13 protein-coding genes are annotated in these 18,310 nt (G+C 61.8%); 1 reads left to right on the top strand and 12 read right to left on the bottom strand.

Annotated elements, in window-relative coordinates; genetic code table 11:
* Positions 1–64 precede the first annotated feature (64 nt).
* The 12 genes from FX982_RS14675 to FX982_RS14620 form a co-directional block, all read right to left on the bottom strand.
* On the bottom strand, positions 65–1,537 hold the full coding sequence (locus tag FX982_RS14675) for a T6SS phospholipase effector Tle1-like catalytic domain-containing protein (RefSeq protein WP_438826284.1): 1,473 nt from the start codon (positions 1,535–1,537) through the stop codon (positions 65–67).
* A gap of 278 nt (positions 1,538–1,815) precedes the next feature.
* On the bottom strand, positions 1,816–3,303 hold the full coding sequence (locus FX982_RS14670) for a methyl-accepting chemotaxis protein (RefSeq protein WP_254074930.1): 1,488 nt from the start codon (positions 3,301–3,303) through the stop codon (positions 1,816–1,818).
* Between the two features lie 318 nt (positions 3,304–3,621).
* Positions 3,622–4,026, bottom strand: coding sequence for a TraR/DksA family transcriptional regulator (locus tag FX982_RS14665; protein WP_122537744.1), 405 nt, complete (start codon positions 4,024–4,026; stop codon positions 3,622–3,624).
* 346 nt (positions 4,027–4,372) lie between these two features.
* Positions 4,373–5,395, bottom strand: a complete 1,023-nt coding sequence (locus FX982_RS14660) for an ABC transporter permease (protein ID WP_172613062.1) — start codon at positions 5,393–5,395, stop codon at positions 4,373–4,375.
* Between the two features lie 82 nt (positions 5,396–5,477).
* Positions 5,478–7,040: a sugar ABC transporter ATP-binding protein gene (locus tag FX982_RS14655; RefSeq protein ID WP_172611401.1), complete on the bottom strand. Its 1,563-nt coding sequence runs from the start codon at positions 7,038–7,040 to the stop codon at positions 5,478–5,480.
* An 85-nt stretch (positions 7,041–7,125) separates the two neighbouring features.
* The gene (locus FX982_RS14650; protein WP_172611400.1) at positions 7,126–8,052 is read right to left on the bottom strand and encodes a sugar ABC transporter substrate-binding protein; all 927 of its coding nucleotides are present in this window, start codon (positions 8,050–8,052) and stop codon (positions 7,126–7,128) included.
* 523 nt (positions 8,053–8,575) lie between these two features.
* A complete protein-coding gene (locus tag FX982_RS14645) occupies positions 8,576–9,619 on the bottom strand; it encodes a Gfo/Idh/MocA family protein (protein ID WP_172611399.1) in 1,044 nt (347 codons plus the stop codon).
* Positions 9,620–9,650: 31 nt separating this feature from the next.
* Complete coding sequence (iolD, locus tag FX982_RS14640) at positions 9,651–11,582, bottom strand: 3D-(3,5/4)-trihydroxycyclohexane-1,2-dione acylhydrolase (decyclizing) (RefSeq protein WP_172611398.1); 1,932 nt, start codon at positions 11,580–11,582, stop codon at positions 9,651–9,653.
* A gap of 110 nt (positions 11,583–11,692) precedes the next feature.
* Positions 11,693–13,192, bottom strand: coding sequence for a CoA-acylating methylmalonate-semialdehyde dehydrogenase (locus FX982_RS14635; RefSeq protein WP_172611397.1), 1,500 nt, complete (start codon positions 13,190–13,192; stop codon positions 11,693–11,695).
* A 27-nt stretch (positions 13,193–13,219) separates the two neighbouring features.
* Positions 13,220–14,029 (bottom strand): 5-deoxy-glucuronate isomerase, encoded by an 810-nt coding sequence (iolB, locus tag FX982_RS14630; protein WP_172611396.1) that lies wholly within the window; start codon positions 14,027–14,029, stop codon positions 13,220–13,222.
* Between the two features lie 2 nt (positions 14,030–14,031).
* Positions 14,032–14,985: a myo-inosose-2 dehydratase gene (gene iolE, locus FX982_RS14625; protein ID WP_254074797.1), complete on the bottom strand. Its 954-nt coding sequence runs from the start codon at positions 14,983–14,985 to the stop codon at positions 14,032–14,034.
* Positions 14,986–15,045: 60 nt separating this feature from the next.
* Complete coding sequence (locus tag FX982_RS14620) at positions 15,046–16,983, bottom strand: bifunctional 5-dehydro-2-deoxygluconokinase/5-dehydro-2-deoxyphosphogluconate aldolase (protein WP_172611395.1); 1,938 nt, start codon at positions 16,981–16,983, stop codon at positions 15,046–15,048.
* Positions 16,984–17,229: 246 nt separating this feature from the next.
* Here FX982_RS14620 and FX982_RS14615 point away from each other — a divergent pair, with 246 nt between their 5' ends.
* On the top strand, positions 17,230–18,156 hold the full coding sequence (locus FX982_RS14615; protein ID WP_172611394.1) for a MurR/RpiR family transcriptional regulator: 927 nt from the start codon (positions 17,230–17,232) through the stop codon (positions 18,154–18,156).
* Positions 18,157–18,310: the final 154 nt, after the last annotated feature.

Genomic DNA, 18,310 nt, shown 5'->3' with positions numbered 1-18,310 from the left:
CTGGAGGCCGTCATTTTTTTCCTGATCCGCCATCATCGCCACCGGTTGGTTTGATGCGCTCTGCTCACTGTGGATAACCGGGCTGACCCATATTGGTAAACATCTGCCGCCCTTCGAGCGCAGGGGCATGCACGAACAACCCGTCCACCAGCGCGTCGCGTCGGGCATTGTTCCAGTGGGCCGAGCGATGGATGTAGCGCCGGTACAACAGGGTTCGCTCGGCATCACTCAACGCACCGCCCTCACCTTTAGCGTGACTCAGCAGCTTGGCGGCAATGGGACGCAACTCCGGTGGCAGGCTTATTTCCGCGGAGTCCTTGATGGGCACGAACGGCACGCCCTCTTCGCTCGCCAGCGCGTGCATCACCCGCAGATAAACCAGCGCAAGATGGTTGTAGACACGGCGTTCCAGCGTCACTGTCGCGACGACTGTCTTGACGCCTCGTGAGGTGCTGCCGAACCGCTCGAAACACTCCACCCCCAGCGAGGCGCTTTCATCCGCAGGGTCGAGCAAGCGTTGTGCATCGAGCGTTGACAGCTCGGCGTGGGCCTGCTGCCAGGCATCTGTGGCGTCGTACGGCGTGTTGACGCTGACCAGACTGCGGCGAGGCCGGAACAACGACACTTTCTCCACTTCCTGGGGCTGGTAGCCGCCGCCGATGTCCGAATGGCTGCCGGGGAGCACGATTTCCCGGGGCCAGTCGGGCTTGACGCTGTTAAGCACAAAGTTGCGCCGATGCTCGTCGCCGGCGACCAGGTGCAGCACCTGCTGCGCACACCCTGGCGGCAGAAACAGATTGACCCGTTTATTGACGGCATCGCGAACGCTACCCAGGTCGGAAATCCCGCCCACGGCGGCCACCGTATCGAACAGCCCAATGACCTTCAGCCGCACGCTGCCGCTGGCCCATGAAAAGCTGTCCGACAGCGGCAGCTTGCGGGGATCGAGGACCGGGTCCAGCGCGCCCCGGGATTTTTTCAGCACTTCGTTGGCCAGATGCCGGGCCGACGCCGCACCCCGACTGAAGCCAAACACGTCCAGTTCCAGCGCCCCGATGACACAACCCGGGTTATCGCTCTCAAACATGTGGAGTTCGTCGGCAAGTTTTTTGATGCCCCACGACACTTTCGCCACCACGCCGGTAGTACCGCGCCCAAAGCCCTGACCCGACAGGCGGGAATCGCGCCCGCCAGAGGTAGTACCAACACCACTGACATACACCGCGCCGTACACATAAGCGCCATCGGCGTTAATGATCGCCTTGCGTTGGCGTGCATATAAGCCGGCCAGTCTCGCGATATTGGTGAGGCTGTTGCTGTAACTGCTGCCAGGGTCAGTGTGTCGCCCCCCGCACTCTTTTGTATGCACGCCGCCATTCACTTCCGCCATGGCTTGGCAGTCGGCGCCTATCTGGCTATTGACCCGATTATTACCGGTCCCGTCGAAGAACACGCCGAGGCGAACGGTGACTTGGGGCGCGTCGGTGCGGGAATCGCTTGCTACGTGGGTATTGGATATTTTTGTCATTTGATTCATCCGTGAGTACTGACATGAGTCCCGAACAAGTACTTACATATTCGGACATATACTCACAGGATGATCGCAGTTGACGCTCCGTCAACCGATGGAACTGCACTTCAGACGCGTCCTACTCCAATATCGGACGGTTAAATAATTAAAGGGCCTAGTTCGCACAACTAACGCTCCGCGAAGAGCTGCAAGCTTCAAGCGGCAAGCCACAAGCCACAAGACGCTCGATCATCGCTCATTGCTCTTCACTTGCAGCTTGCAGCTTGCAGCTTGCAGCTTGATATTCAGCTTTTCTCCGGCCTATAGCCCAGCCGCAGCCCGCCCCAATGCCGGCCCTTGACGATGATGGGCACGGAAAGATCGTGCATCAGTTCGCCGGTGTCGCGGGTGTAGGTCTGCAACAGAACCGGCTGCTGGTGACTGCCGCAGCGGATGCCGGTGCGGTCGTCGAATTTGCGTTTGGTACGGTTGTTTATCGCGTCGACCGCCGTGTCGCCCGTCAACGGTCGGCTGAACACCTGATTGTGGGTCGGCACGTAACCCTGCTGGGTGCAAGCGATGGCAAAAACCAGCCCTTCATGACGGGTCAGCAGCGGCTCTTGAATGGCCGGCAGCGTCTGATCGGTGTAGCGGTCGAAGCGCGTCTGATACTTGGCCGGCGAAGTGTTGGCGATGGGCTGATAGGTGCGGTCGAACAGGTCGGTCAGGCTGACCCGGCCCTGATCGATGTCTTGCTCGAACTTCGCGGCAATCTGGCCGGCGCCTTCCCGGGCAAGGTCATAAATGCGCTGGTGGTAGTCATCGAGGCCGACCTGGGCCAGGCGTTCGCTGATGGTTTCCGCCTGTTCTTCCATTTGCAACGCCGACTGCGCCAGGCGCCGGGTCTGGTCATCGCTGACGGCAAGGTCGCTGCGCATTTGCTCGACGGCCACGAACAGGCTGCTCAATTGTTCCTGATTGGTCTGGGCGCCCCGTGCGATTTCACCGACCTGTTGCTCGACGCCAACGGCCAGCTCGGCGATGTTCGCCAACTGCTTCCCGGTGGATTCAACCTGGGCCACGCCGCCACTCAAGTCGCCCGACAACTGGCGAATCTGCTCGACCACCTGACGGGTGCGCTGCTGAATATCAACCACCATCTCCCCTACCTCATTGGTCGCCGTCGCGGTGCGCCCGGCCAGCCCGCGCACTTCATCGGCCACCACGGCAAAGCCACGGCCGTGTTCACCGGCGCGCGCGGCTTCGATGGCAGCGTTCAGGGCGAGCAGATTGGTCTGGCTGGCGATGGACTGGATCACCGCCGTGACACGCTGAATGTCTTCGCTGCGCTGGCTGAGTGCTTCGATCAGTTCACGGCTGCTGTCGGCCCGTTCACTCAGTTGGTGCATCAGACCAATGGATTCATTGAGGACGCTGAGCCCGGCACCGCTGCTCTCCCGCGCCTGACTGGCGGCGCTGAGCGCTTGCTGGCTCAGGGTCGACGTGGCGCGCTCGGTGGTGATCATCACATCAGCGCTGCTGACGATTTGCTCGGCCGCATTGACCTGGGACTGCAGCTTGCCCGCCAGTTGCCTGACGGAAAACGCTACGGCCGCAGCAGACAACGCGTTGTGACTGGTGCTTCGGGACAGATCCTGGGTCAGACGTGTCATGCCGTCTTCGCTCGTACCTGCCACGGTCTCTGGCGTTCGTTTGGCGAACAGCGCTGGTAACCACAAGACCAACAGCGCAACGGGCAGACTCACATAGACAGATACATCGAACCAGGCCATCGCCGCAAACAGCAGGCACAGACCAAGGCTTTGCAGGGCGGGCGTCAGCCAGCGCGAACCGGTACGAACCTGCCCGTCAGCAGACGCGTGCGCGGGGTGGGAGGGTGTTGCTGCGTGACGACCTTTCGCATCCATGTCCGGGACCTGCCCTGCTTTCATTATTGTGAAAGCATTAGACGCCCAAATAGCGGCCATGCGCCATGAGTCATTGGTGGTGGTCGGTCGGAATGTGCGGTGACGGGGAACTTGAATGGGCGCAGTAGACGGTGCGCAATGGAACGGCTCGACCACCCGTTGCAGGCGGTCGAACCCGAGGGATCACGCCTGACGCTGGTGGCGGTCGATTTGCTCGTGGCGTTCCTGAGCTTCGATGCAGTACTTGGTGGTCGGGCTGATCAGCAGGCGCTTGAGGCCAATCGGCTCGCCGCTGTCTTCGCACCAGCCGAAGCTGTCGTCAGCGATGCGGCTCAAGGCCATTTCCAGTTGAGGCAGCATGCGCTGGTCACGGTCAATCACGTTCACCAGCCAGTGACGCTCTTCTTCCACGGAAGCGGCGTCGGCTGGGTCAGCCGGGGTGTCCAGGCTTTCGATCGCGATACGGCTCTGCTCGATGCGCTCGTGGATTTCGACTTTCATGGCTTGCAACAGGTCGACGAAGAACGCGTGCTGCTCGGCGTTCATGTAGTCATCGGCCGGCATCGCCAGCAACTTTTCCTTGGTCATTGATTTCTCTATAAAAAAACGTGCATTAAGGCGATCTCAAAGGTGCGCCTCAACCTGGCATAAAGAGCGCCGTAGTCTCGAAGCGCCACTTGGCACTCAATTTACGAGGGGCGGCAGTCTAAGGCCGGGTTCGGTACTCGGCAACATAATTGATCAGGATTCGTCCAACAAGGGCTTGAATACCCGACGGCATTGGGTCGCGCCGGGATTTCAACACATGCTCGCCCGGTCGGGGTGCGCTCGAAAAGCGGCAGATGGTGTCTGACCGGCCATTGCGTGATCGGTTCAAACCGATGAAAAACGAAAAGGGCCTGATATCAGGCCCTTTAAGCAGCACGTCTATAGCTTAGCGCTTGAGCTTGCGCTTGTTGCGGTACTGATCGATGACCACGGCGACGACGATGATCAGGCCCTTGATGATGTCCTGGACGTAGGCATCGACGCCGACGAAGGTGAAGCCGCTGGCCATGACACCGAGAATCAAGGCGCCGATGACCGTGCCGGTGATCCGCCCGACGCCCCCGGCCAGACTCGTGCCGCCGATGACCGCAGCGGCAATGGCGTCCAGTTCGTAGGAAACGCCCATGCCGGCCTGCCCGGTGGCTGCCCGCGCCGACGCCACTACCCCGGCCAGCCCTGCCAACAGACCGGCGATGCTGTAGACAATGATCAGGTGACGCTTGACGTTGATCCCCGAGGTGCGCGCCGCCTGCATGTTGCCGCCGATGGCGTAGGTGTATTTGCCGTACTTGGTGTAACGCAGGGCGATGTGAAAAATCACCGCCACCACCAGAAAGATGATGACAGGCATGGCGCCCTGGCCGATCGCCGTGTAGGAATCATTCAGCATGCTCACCGGCTGACCACCCGTGTAGTAGCGGGCCAGGCCCCGCGCCGAGACCATCATCCCCAGTGTGGCAATGAATGGCGGGATGCCGGTGATGGCGATGATGCTGCCGTTGATCGCACCAGCAAGCAGCCCCACCCCGAGCCCCGCGATCACCGGCGCCCACACTGGCAGATCGGTCAGCGACGGAAACACCGCGCGGGTGTAGTCCGACGACTGCGCCAGGCTGGCAGCAATCATCGCTGACAGCGCCAGCACCGAGCCTGACGACAAGTCGATGCCGGTGGTGATGATGACTTGGGTCACGCCGATCGCCAGCAGGCCGATGATCGACACCTGCAAAATCATCAGCACCAGCCGCTGGGAATTCATCAGAAAGCTCTGATCGCGGACGATCCAGCCGAACAGCTCGAAAATCAGGCCAATGCCGATCAGCACCAGGAAAATGCTCAGTTCGGTGGGCAGCCGGCGCTTGTGCTTGCGGGGCGCCAGCGCAGGTTTGTTTTCCAGCATCGCGTTCATCTTCATGTGTGCCTCTTGTTCTTTTTCGACCCTACTGGGGGCGTGGCGCAGTGCTCGAATTGGAGCTTCAACAGCCCGAAATTCAGTGAACAGGGTTTCCGGACGCCAGGTGCATGACCCGTTCCTGAGTGGCCTCGGCGCGGTCGAGGGTGCCCATCATTTCGCCTTCGTGCATGACCATGACCCGGTCGCTCATGCCCAGCACTTCCGGCAGCTCGGACGAAATCATGATCACCGCCATGCCTTCGCTGGCGAGCAGGGAAATCAGCCGGTAGATCTCGGCCTTGGCGCCGACGTCGATGCCACGGGTCGGCTCATCGAGAATCAGCACCCGCGGGTTGGTCATCAGCCAGCGCGCCAGCAACGCCTTCTGCTGATTGCCGCCGGACAGCGTATCGATGCACTGCTCCAGGGACGGCGTCTTTACCCGCAGCTTTTTGCACATGTCTTCGCACAGCACGCGCAGGGCTTTCTGATGGACAAAGCCGTTGCCCACATAATGGCGCAGCACGGCCATTTCCATGTTTTCCAGCACCGACAGGCATGGAAACAGGCCGCTGAGCTTGCGGTCTTCGGTGAGCAGCGCGAAGCCTTTCTCGATGGCAAAGTGCGGGTCGCTGACACGGATCGGCGTGCCGTCGAGGAGGATTTCCCCGCGCGTGCTCGGGGTGATGCCGAAGATCGTTTCAGCGACGTTGGTGCGTCCCGAGCCCATCAGCCCGGCGATGCCAAGCACCTCCCCCGCGTGCAGATCAAACGACACGCCGTCGAACACACCGTCCAGCGCCAGGTCGCGCACCGACAGCAGTAGCTTGCCCACGGGCTGGTCGCGTTCAGGAAACAACTGGGTCAGTTCACGGCCGACCATCATGGAAATCAGGCTGTCGCCGTTCATGCTGTCGGCTCGCTGCAGGCCGATGTAGGCGCCGTCGCGGAACACCGCCACTTCATCGGCAATGGCGAACACTTCGTTCATCTTGTGGGTGATGTAGATGATGCCCTTACCCTGGGCGCGCAGGTCGGCAATGATCGAAAACAGGTGGGCCACCTCCGTCTCGGTGATGGCGGACGTCGGCTCGTCCATGATCAGCACGTCGGAGTCGTAGGAAACGGCCTTGGCGATCTCGACCATCTGCCGCTCGGCGATGCTCAGGTTGCCGACCATTTCTTCCGGATCGAGGTTGATGCGCAGGCGTTCGAGCAATTCTTCCGTGCAGCGATGCATCGCGCGGTGATCGACCATGTGCAGGCCGTTAAGCTGCTCGCGGCCGATCCAGATGTTCTCGGCAATGCTCATGTGCGGCATCAGGTTGAGCTCCTGATGGATCATGGCAATGCCCGATTGCAGCGCCGCCAGCGGCGACTGAAACACCACCGGCTTGCCGCGCAGGCGGATTTCGCCGGTGTCGGGCTGGTAGATGCCGGCGATGATCTTCATCAGCGTGGACTTGCCCGCGCCGTTCTCGCCCATCAGCGCCAAGACGCTGCCGGGCCGCATGCGCAGTTGCACATTGTCCAGCGCTACCACCCCGGGGAAACCCTTGCTGATGTTGGTGATTTCCAGCAGATAAGAGGGCTCGGCTTCGTTCGCCGCCCCGGAGACGGGCGGGTGCGTTGAAGCCGAAGCGGTTGTGGAAGAGAACATGGTCACAGGCTCCTCGGGTGACAGGGTCGGCAGAGGCACGGCCAGGCGGTGCTCTGCCGGTTGTCAGTCGGTGTGAGGTCAGCGGTTATTTGAAGGTGTTGACGTTGTCCGGCGTGATCAGCTTGAAAGGAATCACGATGGCCTGTTCGGGCAGCGTTTCCTTCTTCGCCAGTTTCACGGCAGCATCAATTGCACCCTCGCCCTGCCCCTTGGCATCCTGGAACACCGAGACGGAGAGGTCGCCTTTCTTGACGGCGCTCAGGCCGTCGGGCGTGCCATCGACACCGGCGACGAACACCTCACCCTTTTTACCGGCCTGCTTGAGGGCCATGGCGGCGCCGATGGCCATTTCGTCGTTGTTGGAGATGACCGCCTTGAAGTCGCGGCCCTGGGTCAGCCAGTCATTGGTGACGTCCATGCCTTTCTGCCGCTGCCAGGCGCCGGTCTGCTCGTGGGTCACCTTGATATTGGGGTAGTTTTTCAGGACTTCCTTGACCCCTGCAGTGCGGTCGCGTGTCGAATTGTTCGCCAGCTCACCGAGCAAGATGACGACGTTGCCTTTGCCGTCCATTTTCTTGGCCAGATACTCCATCTGCATGCGACCGGCTTCTTTGTCGTCGGAGGTCACAGAGGCGACGCCTGCGGGCAGCTTCGGATCGTCCGGCCGGCGGTTGACGTAGACCAGCGGAATGCCGGCATCTGTGGCGGCCTTGGTGATTTTTACGGTGGCTTCGGTGTCGACGGGGTTGACGATCAGTGCGTCGACCTTCTTGCCAATCAGCTCCTGCACCTGATCGAGCTGTTTGTTCACGTCATTGCGGCCATCGACGAACTGCAGATCGACGCCGCCCATGGCTTTGACTTTCTTGTCCATGTCCTCGCGCATGTAGGTCAGGTAGGTGTCATCGAACTGCGACATGGACACGCCGATCTTCAGGTCGGCGGCCAGGGCGGCGCCGCTGCTCAGCATCAGGGCCAGGGCGAGTGAGGTAAAACGGACTTGGGTATTCATGAACGGTCTGTCTCCAGATTCTTGTTGTTGTAATGGCAGGGCTGACGACTGCTGGAGGTGCTGAGACTCAGCGCGGAGCGGTTGGCGCCGTGTCTGCAAGGTGCGCGACCGACCCGCTCGATGCCCCGCACACCACAACGCCGCGGCTTTGAACGCAGAGCACGCGGGCGATGGTTTCGAGGGCGGATTCGAACGCGGGGGCAGCGTTGACCAGCGTGCGGGAAGCTGCGTGGGAAACAGCGCGGCGAAGGGCGGGAAGCGCGAGTAAGAAGGGACGGCAAGCCTTGGCGGCTGATCTGAAGATATTCATCGGCGGTACCTGTCTGCGATTGGCTTTCTTGTTTTTGTGTCGCTCGTTCGGCCTGCTGCCGGAAGACCCGACTTCAGGCGCTGACGGCGAGAATCGGCAACCTGGAAAGGACTCTATTGGAAAATAATTTCTACTTCAACAGCTTTTAGAATTAATTTCTATTTTCGTTTTGCTGCGCCACGTTCGGACTATTGGTGGGTGCAGCGCAGTGCGTCACAGGGCATCTGCGTGTGCTTTTAACAGCACCACCACCCTGCCCTCCATCGCGCTGATTCTCGCGGCATCCAGCACCCTGGCCGAGGCCACCGCCCCGTTGGCATCCACAGGATTGCGCCCCTGATTCATCACCGCCTCCTGCCATTGCCGGTAGAACTCGGTCCAGCAGCCACGCTCCGACGGGACCCGCTCACGGTGCTCGCCCTGCTCGAACCAGCCCCAGCGTCGATGTTCTTCCACGCCCCAGCGTTCGCCTTCGGATCGGGGGGACAACCCGGCCAGCGCAGCAGCTTCCTGACCGTCAAGGCCCTCCACGGTATAGCAGCCCTGTGCACCATTGACCCGAAATCGCGGGCCCTGGGCGTTTTGCAGACAGTTGCCCCAGAGGTGCGAAACCACGCCGCTGTTATGGGTCAGTGACATGAAGAAGCCGTGATCGGTCTTTTGCTCAGGGGTCGCAAATTCAAGCTCGGCGTACACCCGCTTCACCGGCCCGAATAGCAATAACGCCTGATCCACCAGATGGCTGCCGAGATCGCGGAGAATACCGCCGCCGCTTTCCTTGCCCACCGAGGACGGCGAATAGCGTTCGACCCGCGACTCGAAGCGGCTGACGTTGCCGAGAACACCCTGATGGATCAGCTTGCGCACGGTGAGAAAATCCGAGTCCCAGCGACGATTCTGGTACACACCCAACAACACGCCTCGGCGTTCGGCGGCGTCCACCAGTTCCTGTGCCGCCTGGGCATCCGGCGCGAAGGGCTTGTCGCTGACCACGGGGACGCCGAGCTCAATGGCCTCGAGGATCAATGCACGCCGGGAGGCCAGCGGCGTCGAGATCACCACCGCATCGACACCGGCGGCGATCAGATCGGCCAGGCTGTCGAAAGCCGGGACCTTGGGGTAATCGTTGCGCAGGTCTTGGCGGCGTTCCGGCGAACGGGTGACCACGCCGGCAAACGTCACGCCGGGCTGGCTGGCAATCAGCGGCGCGTGAAAGTAGCGCCCGCCTTTGCCGTAGCCGATGAGTCCGATTTTCATGGGTGGAATTCCTATTCCTGCTGGAGCCTGTTCAATACTGACGGGCCTTGGCCAACGCCGCTTTTTGTCGCTCGTACGCTTCGGCGGTCGTGCCCGTGGTGGAGACCTGCGCCACACCCACGCGCCACCACGACAGGTAGCCATGGATCATGGTTTTCGGCAGCACCTTGATGTCGATCAGGGTGGAAACCGTCTGCGTGCGGGCGTCGGCCAGTGCCGCTTCCAGCTCCGGGGCGTTGCTGACTTTGTACGTCTTGCAGCCATAGGCCGCGGCACTCATGGCGAAATCCACCGGCACGAAGTCGCCATCCAGCTGACCCGTTTCGGGATTGCGATACCTGAACTCGGTGCCGAAACTGCCCATGCCGTTGCCCATCTGCAAGTTGTTGATGCAGCCGAAGGCCATGTTGTCGAGCAGCACCACGTTGATCTTGCGCCGTTCCTGAATCGACGTGGCCAGCTCCGAGTGCAGCATCATGTAGGATCCGTCGCCGACCAGCGCGTACACCTCGCGCGCCGGCGCCGCCATTTTCACGCCCAACGCGGCGTTGACCTCGTAGCCCATGCAGGAATAGCCGTACTCGACGTGATAATTGTCGACACTGGTGCTGCGCCATGCCCGCTGCAAATCACCGGGCAGACTGCCGGCCGCCGCGACGATCACCGCGTCCGCTGGCAATTGCTGATTGAGCACCCCCAGTACCCGGCTCTGGGTCAGGCACGAACCGGTCATCTCGATGAAGTCGCGCAGCACTTGCGGGTCAAGGTGGCCGCTGACTTCCGGCTCGAAATCCTCGGTCTGGTATTCCACGGCGTACAGCCGATCCACCTCCGCGTCCAGGGCGGCCCTCGCCTCTCGCGGCTGATCGCCCCATTGCGCGCGATAGTTGCCCAACCGACTCGCCAACGACTGCAGCGCCAGGCGCGCATCGGCCAGCACCTGCACGCCATCGAGCTTCTGCACATCGAAGGCGCCGACGTTGAGGTTGAGGAACTGCACGTCAGGGTTTTGAAAAAGGGATTTCGAGCCGGTGGTGAAGTCGCTGTAACGGGTGCCGACGCCAATAATCAGGTCCGCTTCTCGCGCCAGGGTATTCGCCGCCAGGCTGCCGGTCTCGCCGATGCCGCCCATGTTCAGCGGATGGGCGGAGACGATGGCGCTTTTGCCCGCCTGGGTTTCGCTGAACGGAATGCCGAAGCGCTCGGCGAACGCCTGCAACTCTGCAGCCGCGCCGGAATAGCGCACGCCGCCACCGCAGATCAGCAGCGGTTTGCGTTTGCCCTTCAGCAGCGCAACGGCGTCATTGAGCATTGCCTCGGTGGGCGGACGGCGGTCGATGCGGTGCACGCGTTTTTGCAGGAATGAATCGGGGTAGTCGTAGGCTTCGGCCTGCACGTCCTGGGGCAGCGCCAGGGTGACGGCGCCGGTTTCGGCGGGGTCGGTGAGCACGCGCATGGCATTGAGGGCGGCGCTCATCAGCTGCTCGGGGCGGTTGATGCGGTCCCAGTATTTGCTCACGGCCTTGAAGGCGTCGTTGGTGCTGATGCTGAGGTCGTGGAACTGCTCGATCTGTTGCAGCACCGGATCGGGCTGGCGACTGGCGTAGACATCGCCGGGCAGCAACAGCAGCGGAATTCGGTTGGCCGACGCGGTGGCCGCGGCGGTGATCATGTTGGCGGCGCCGGGGCCGACCGATGAGCTGCAGGCGTAGATCTTGCGCCGCAGGTGTTGCTTGGCAAAACCCATGGCGGCGTGGCACATGCCCTGTTCGTTGCGCCCTTGAGGCACGATGAGGTCGCCGCTGTCCTGCTCCAGCGCCTGGCCCAGGCCAAGGACGTTGCCGTGACCAAAAATGGTGAACACCCCGGCGACGAACTTGCTCTGCACGCCGTCGACCTCGACGTACTGGTTATCGAGAAACTTCACCAGGGCCTGGGCCATGGTCAATCGAGTCGTGGTCATGCTTGCACCTTGTTGTTATTGGCGGTGATGAAAGCCTGCACAATTTCAGTTGGCAAAATGCGGTCACCTGTGGGAGTGACCGCGTGCGACAGACGGTGAGCGCAAATTCTCTACTTCGCCGTCGGCATGCTGAATTCAGCGCCCTTGGCGATGCTGTCCGGCCAGCGCTGCATGACGCTCTTGTAGCGGCTGTAAAAGCGCAGGCCTTCTTCGCCGTAGGCATGGTGATCGCCGAACAGTGAGCGCTTCCAGCCGCCAAACGAATGCCAGGCCATCGGCACCGGGATCGGCACGTTGATGCCCACCATGCCGACCTTGATGTTGCGCGCGAACGCCCGGGCGATGCCGCCGTCGCTGGTGAAGCACGACACGCCGTTGCCGAATTCGTGGGCGTTGATCAGCTCGACCGCCGAGGCGAAATCCGGCATATGGACGATGCCCAGCACCGGCCCGAAGATTTCTTCCTTATAGATAGTCATCTCCGGCGTCACTTCATCGAACAGCGTGGCGCCGACGAAGAAGCCCTGCTCCGCGCCCGGTACGGTGAAGTTGCGCCCGTCGACGATCAGCTTCGCGCCTTCCTGCACGCCCTGGGCGATGTAGCCCTCGACCTTGGCCTTGTGCACCGCAGTCACCAGCGGGCCCATGTCCGAATCGGCGTTCATGCCGTTGCCGACCTTGAGCGCATCGATGCGCGGCAGCAGTTTGTCGATGAGTTTGTGCCCCACGTCCCCCACCACCACGGCGATGGATATTGCCATGCAGCGCTCGCCCGCCGAACCGTAGGCTGCGCCGATCAATGCGTCGGCGGCCTGATCCAGATCGGCATCGGGCATGACGATCATGTGGTTTTTCGCACCGCCGAGGGCCTGCACCCGCTTGCCGTGAGCTGTGCCCTGTTGATGAATGTATTCGGCGATGGGCGTGGAGCCGACAAACGAAATGGCCTCGATGCCCTTGTGTTGCAACAGCGCATCCACGGCCACCTTGTCGCCCTGCACCACGTTGAACACACCATCCGGCAGGCCCGCCTGTTTCAACAGTTGCGCCATCAGCAGGCTCGCCGACGGGTCGCGCTCGGACGGCTTGAGGATGAAACAATTGCCGGTCACCAGCGCCATGGGGATCATCCACAGCGGCACCATCACCGGGAAGTTGAACGGCGTGACGCCGGCGCAAACACCCAGTGGCTGACGCAGGTTCCAGTTGTCGATGCCGCCACCGATGTTGTCGCTGTAGTCGCTTTTCAGCAGGCTCGGCGCCCCGCAGGCGAACTCGACGATCTCGATGCCACGGACCACTTCGCCCTTGGCATCGGAAAACACCTTGCCGTGCTCGCGGCAGATAATGGCGGCCAGCTCGTCATGGTGCTGGTCGAGCAATTCCTTGAACTTGAACATCACCCGTGCACGCCGCAGGGACGACTGATCCGCCCACGCGGGAAACGCCGCCTGGGCCGCGGCGACGGCTTCATCGACGGTTTTCAGGTCGGCCAGCGCCACGCGGGCCTGCACGGCGCCAGTGGCCGGATTGAACACATCACTGAAACGCCCGGCGCTGTCGTGAGTCTGGCCGTTGATGTAGTGGCCGATGATCGGGGCGGTGCTCATTGCGGGCTCCTTAAAATAAGCGGGGAATTACAAGTCGAGCAGCCAACTGTGCTGCGGATCGTTATGGAATTGCCAGGCGCGCTTCGGCCCGGCCATCACGTTCAAATAATAGGACTCGTAGCCGTACGGCACGCTGACCGGGTGATAGCCCTTGGGCACCGTGACCAGGTCATTGTTCTCCACGGCCATGGCCTGATCGATGCTGCGATCGTCGGTGTACACGCGCTGGAACACATAGCCCTGGGGCGGGTTGACCTGATGATAATAGGTTTCTTCGAGAAAGCTCTGGTGGGGTAAATCATCTGTGTCGTGCTTGTGCGGCGGGTAGCTCGATGAGTGGCCCGAGGGCGTGCGCACCTCCACCACCAGCAATGAATGCGCCGGCTCGGAATCGGGGAGGATGTCGCAGACGTAACGGGTGTTGGCCGCCCGGCCGCGCACGCTGCGTTTCATGGTGTCGGGGGTAATCACGCGCGCCGGCAAGTCTTTGGACGCATCCCCCGGCGCGGCGCACACGGCAATCTGCACCGCGCTCAGCGCCGTGACGTCGGCCTGACTGCCCGGCGGCAGATACACCGCAAAGGGCGATTTGTCCTCGAACACGGATTGCCGATCGCCGAGGTTTTCCCAGTTGAAACCGCCCTGCCCCGGCGCCTCGCCGCTGACGCTGATGCGGCCGCTGAGCAGCACCAGGCAGATTTCCTTGTCGCCCGTACTCACCGGCAGCCGTTCGCCGACGCTCAACCGGTGGGCGGAGAACCCGACGTACGTCAGCACGCCGTCGGCCAGCGCTACCACGTCGCGCCCTTCCGGCTTGCTCTTGACCAAAAGATTCATGTTCACAGGCTCCTCTGTTCAAGGGGATGTTGAAGTGCGTTCTGTTGGTCAGCCACGCTGTTCACCTGCGCGGCGGCCAGCAGCGTGCGCAGGGTTTCGTAGCCCTTCTTCGCGTAGGCATAACTCGGCGCGACGGCCGGGTCTTGTTCCGCCTCGACTACCAGCCAGCCTTGGTAACCGGCCTGCATCAACACGTCCAGCAGCGCAGCGAAATCGATGTCGCCATCGCCGGGCACGGTGAAGGTGCCGTTGACGATGCAGTCCGGAAAGCTCCACAAGTTGTTGCGCGCCAGCTGCACCACCGGCTTGCGCACGTCCTTGAAATGCACGTGGCAGACGCGACCAATGTGCTGGCTCAGCACCTGCAGCGGTTCGCCGCCGCCCATGTAGCAGTGGCCGGAATCGAACAGCAGGCCGACTTCATCGCCAGTCAGGGCCATCAGCATGTCGATGTCCTGCGGCGATTCCACGTACGCGCCCATGTGGTGGTGATAGGCCAGACGCACGCCCTGAGACAAGGTAAATCGGGCCAGCTCTGTGAGCTTGTCGGCGTAGGCCTGCCAGGCACTGGCGCTGTGGAAGCGCGGTCGCTCGACCAGCCGGATGCGCTGCCCCTGAATCGAATCGGCCACTTCGCCGTAGACCAGCACCGTGGCGCCGTTGTGTTTGAGCAGTTCGACGTGACTGGCGATGGCGTCGACTTCCTCGGCCGCCGAGCGGCTGGCCAGTCGACCGGAATACCAGCCCGACACCAGCGCCAGGTCATACGGGCGCAACACATCGGCGACGCCTTGAGCGGTCTTCGGGAATTTGCCGTTGAGCTCGAAGCCCTCGTAGCCAATCTCCTTGCCCTCACTGAGCGCAGTGCTCAGAGGCGTTTCGCCGCCGAGGGTCGGCAGGTCGTCGTTGCTCCAGGAAATCGGGTTGATGCCAATTCGGATTGCAGAAGCGGGCATGGCTGCACCTTTATTGTTGTTATCACGTTCAACTGAACTCACAGGCCTCAGGTTCTGACTTCAAGCCCGGGCGTCGCGCCAGGACTCGATCAGGAACACGAAATTGCTCTGCACCCGCGTGATCAGGTCCGCGTCATCGATTTCGCCCTCCAGCCAGGCTCGGCTGGGTTCGTGAAAAATCGTCCGGCCCACGGCAAAACCCCGGCAGGTGGTGCTTCTCGCCGCCTGACGAAAGCCGGCTGCGAGGGTTTCGGCAGGCGCGTTCAGCCCCAGCAACACCACGCCCCGGCAGTACGGATCGCGTTCGTGGATCAGCGCGTCGAGCTGTTCCCAGACCTCGGCGGGCTGCGACTCGATTTTCCACCAGGCCGGGTAAATGCCGAGGTTATAGAGGCGCTTGAGGGAACGAAGGATGACGTCCGGATGAGTCGAAGGATGATCCTTGGGCGGGATAACCTCCAGCAGCAGTTCGTGACCGCTGGCCAGCGCCGCCTGATACAGCCCCAACAACTGCGCTTCCTGCTCCAGTCGCAGCATGGGCTCGTCATCCGGGTGGTATTGCACCAGGCACTTGATGATCTGTTCCTGAGGCCAGGCCAGTAACGTGCTGCCCACCGAACGCCCATGCTCGAATGCCAGCGGCCGCGAGCCTTGCACTTCCACCGGCCGCGCCACCCACCAGCCGCGGCCGCTGGCGGCATTCAGCGAATCCTGACCAAAGCGCTGATCCGCCAGCACCCCAACATCAGCGGCGATGCCGCGCTTGTGCAAATCGGCCTCGACCCGGGCGACCGCCTGAACGAACAACTGCTTGAGCTGGCCGATGCAGGCCGGATCGCGCCCGGCCTTTTGCGCCAGTTCTACCAGTTGCCCCCGGTGATCGAAGGCGAAGATAAACAGCGGCTGCCATTCCCGACGGGGCACGCTGACGCGGTGCAGTCGCTGCAGCACCGCGTCCTGATCGGGTCGGGTAATCGGCACCGGGCTGTTGAACAGGTATTCCAGCTCGACCAGCGTGGGCATGGCCGGCGCGCAGGCATGGCGCGATACCACCAGACCGCCGCAGGCATTGGCCAACTGGCAGCAGCGCTCGTCGCTCTCGTCGTTGAGCCAGCCCTTGAGAAAGCCGGACATGAACGCGTCGCCCGCGCCCAGCACATTGAGTACTTCCACGCGCACGCCGGGGTAAATCGCGCCATCTTCCAGCTTCGCCGGTATCGCCCCGTGAATCACCGTGCAGCCTTGGGGCCCGAGCTTCACCACCAGGGTCGCGGCACTGAGCTCGCGGACCCGGCGCAAGGCACTGAGCAAATCGGTCGAGCCGCCGGCGATGAGGAATTCTTCTTCGGTGCCGACGATCAGGTCGAAGCGCGGCAGGATACGCTGCACGTGCTGGCTGACGGTGTCGTTGGCGACGAAGCGTGTCTCGCCGTCAGCTTTGCCGGCCAGACCCCAGAGCACCGGGCGGTAATCAATATCGAGCACCCGTTTGACGTTGTGTTTTTCGGCGTAATCCAGCGCCTGACTGCTCGCACGGAACACCTGATCGGTCGAGAAATGCGTGCCGGTGATCAGCAGTGCCTTGCTGGAGGCGATCTGCGCTTCGTGGATGTCTTCGGGTTGCAGCGCCATGTCGGCGCAGTTCTCGCGGTAGAACACCAGCGGAAAGGTTTCGCGGTCCTTGATGCCGAGCAGGACCATGGCGGTCAGGCGTTCACTGTCGACTTTGATACCGCTGACGTCGCAGCCCTCCCGCGCCAGGGATTCCACCAGAAATCGGCCCATGTGATCGTCGCCGACGCGGGTCAGCATGGCCGACTTCACGCCCAGCCGTGCGGTGCCGAACGCGATGTTGGCGGAGGAGCCGCCGAGGTATTTGGCGAAACTGCTCACGTCCTCCAGGCGCGCGCCGATCTGCTGCGCGTAGAGATCGACGCCAAGGCGCCCGAGACAAATCACGTCCAGCTGACGCCCAGTGGCAAAACGAGTCTGGCCCATGCCGGCCCCTCTTCTTTTATTGTTATTGAGTTGATTGCTCATGGTCCCGCTTGAAAGCGAGGTGCATGCAAGCGAGTTCGTGGGTGCAGACTAGAACGCCGCCGGGGCTTGATCAATGAATTTTTCTAAATTATTTTCAGGTGGAATATTTATTCCACTTTGCAATGCGGGTCGCAGCCTGCAAAACTGCCTGCCTGTCGTCCCGAACACTCCACAACGCAACACCCCGCCAAAGGATTCGCATTTATGTCCAGCCTTGATCAGCCAGGCTCGCCCGATACCGGAGCCGACGGTGCAACGGCCGTTACCGCCGCGCCGGAGACCGCCGATGCACTGCTCAAGTTGATCACGGCCGAATACGAAAGCCTGCCGCGCCAGCTCAAGCGCATTGCCAGCTACATGAGCCAGCAGAGCGACCGGATCATGGTCGACCGCATCAGTGACATCGCCCGGGAATGCGAAGTGCATCCTTCCGCCATCGTGAGGTTCTCCCAGCGCTTCGGCTTCAGCGGCTTCAGCGAAATGCAGGCGCTGTTCCGCGAGGCCTACACCCACAAAGCCACGCCGGTGCAGAACTACCAGCAACGCATTCGCAGCATGATCGCTAACAAATCCCAGAAGGCCAGCGTGGGCGACCTGGCCCGCGAATGCGTGAACGCCACCCTGTCGGGGCTGGAGCGCCTGGCACTGGAACTGGACGACGAAGCCTTCGAGAACGCCGTGGACCTGGTGGTCAACGCCGACAATATCTACGTGGTCGGGGTACGACGTTCGTTCGCCGTCGCCGACTATCTGGTCTACAACCTGCAACACACCAACAAGCGCATCCATCTGATTTCCGGGCTTGGCGGCAGTTACCGCGAGCAGATGCGCAGCGTACGCGCCAACGATCTGGTGATCGCCATCAGCTTCACGCCCTACGGCAAGGAAACCCAGCACTGTCTGCGCATCGCCCAGCATCATCAGGCCAAGACGTTGATTATTACTGACAGCAATCTGTCGCCCCTGGCCAAGCGCGCCAATGCGGTGCTGCTGGTCAACGAAGGCAGTTCATTTGCGTTTCGCTCCCTCAGCGCCACGCTGTGTTTGTGTCAGGCACTGTTCATTGCCGTGGCCTACCGCCTGGAGTTGAAGGTGGACGAGATCTCCGAGCAGGCGGGATTCGAGGACTGACAACAGACAACCTTGTACAAAACCGACGAGCTGTATAACTATGGTATAGCTTTTTAACATCACGTGCGTGATGATCCGCTGCACTGCACACGGAATACGCATCTGAGCTGCCTCGCGCTCGCAAGGTCATGGATAGGACCGCTCCTCATCCATT

Origin of the sequence: Pseudomonas graminis (genome assembly GCF_013201545.1) — a bacterium.
Lineage (GTDB): Bacteria > Pseudomonadota > Gammaproteobacteria > Pseudomonadales > Pseudomonadaceae > Aquipseudomonas.
Note: the sequence above shows the minus strand (reverse complement) of the source record. Positions and strands in the feature narration are given on the sequence as shown.